The following is a 1,517-nucleotide window of genomic DNA, read 5'->3' as shown; positions in this document are numbered from 1 at the left end:
TGCGGCCGACCAAAGAAAAAGCCCTGAACCCCAAACGCAGGTTCAGAGCTATTCCGATGTCTTGACACATCACAATGGTGGCAGGTGCAGTGTCTGGTTTCACGACATAGTTGGCAGGTGTCTCGGGACATAGTTGGCATCTCAGCTGTCGTGGGAGGCCGGCCATGTCAAAGGCGCAGCTCGTCATCACCGCCGTCGTACTGCAGGGACGCAGCAAAAGCGAAGTCGCCCGCGACTACGACGTCTCGCGCACCTGGGTCCAGCAACTAGTCAAACGCTACGAGTCCGAAGGCGCCGCGGCGTTCGAACCGCACTCGCGCCGCCCACACCACAGTCCCCAGGCCATCGACGCCACCGTCGAAGACAAGATCATGCGGTTACGCAAAACCCTGGACAAACAGGGCTACGACGCCGGCGCGGCCACCATCGCCGAACACCTCACCCGCGACCCCGCCGTCACCAAAGCGCCTGCAGTATCGACGATCTGGCGCATCCTGACGCGCCGCGGGTTCGTAGCCCCGCAGCCCCAAAAACGGCCCCGCTCGTCGTGGAAACGCTTCTGCGCCGAACAGCCCAACCAGTTATGGCAAGCCGATGTCACCCATTGGCGCCTGGCCGATGACACCGCGGTGGAAATCCTCGACATGCTCGACGACCACTCTCGTGTGGTCCTGGCCAGCACCGCCCGCCCCGTCACCACCGGCGCCGACGTCGTCGACACCGTCACCGCGGCCATCACCCAATGGGGCACACCAGCGGGCGCGCTCACCGACAACGGCGCCATCTTCACCGCCAAACAACGCGGCGCCGGACGCACTGCCCTGGAAATCATGCTCGGTGAACTCGGCATCAAATACAGCCGCTCCCGCCCCTACCACCCCCAGACCTGCGGCAAGGTCGAACGCTTCCACCAAACCCTCAAAAAACACCTACGGGCCCTGCCCCCGGCAGCCACCATCGACGAACTGCAGTACCAGATCGACGATTTCCTCGACTACTACAACACCGTCCGACCCCACCGGGCGCTAGGACGCCGCACACCCCTCGAGGCATTCAACGACCGACCCAAGGCCTTCCCCAGCGGGTACCAGATCCCACCGCACTACCGGGTACGCCACGACAGGATCGACGCCGGCGGGGTCATCACCATCCGCTACAACAGCCGCCTACACCACATCGGTCTGTCCAAACACCTACGCGGCACCAAAGTCACCGTGCTCATCAACGACCGCGACATCCGCGTCCTGCACCGCGACACCGGCCAACTCATCCGCAAACTGACCCTCGACCCCACCCGCGACTACCAACCACGCGGCGTCAAATGCGGAAACTCACCCGAAACAGGGCTCCAGATGTAAATGTCTCGAGACATCTGTCAACGATGTCGCGAGACATCACAATGGTGGCAGGTGCAGTGTTGTGCGTCAGGACATAGGAATGGGGTGTGTCAAGACATCGGAATAGCGTGACGGTGGTGACGGTCAGTGGATGTCGAAGGCTCGCCTGGTCATCACCGC

Annotated in this window: 1 protein-coding gene; it reads left to right on the top strand. The window is 62.6% G+C overall.

Features of this window, described 5'->3' with window-relative positions:
* The first annotated feature begins 164 nt into the window (after positions 1-164).
* Positions 165-1,358, top strand: coding sequence for an IS481 family transposase (locus AU188_RS18860; protein ID WP_059165041.1), 1,194 nt, complete (start codon positions 165-167; stop codon positions 1,356-1,358).
* Positions 1,359-1,517 lie beyond the last annotated feature (159 nt).

It is taken from the genome of Mycobacterium sp. IS-3022 (genome assembly GCF_001500065.1).
Classification (GTDB): Bacteria; Actinomycetota; Actinomycetes; order Mycobacteriales; family Mycobacteriaceae; genus Mycobacterium.
This window is presented reverse-complemented; position numbering and strand designations above follow the sequence as displayed.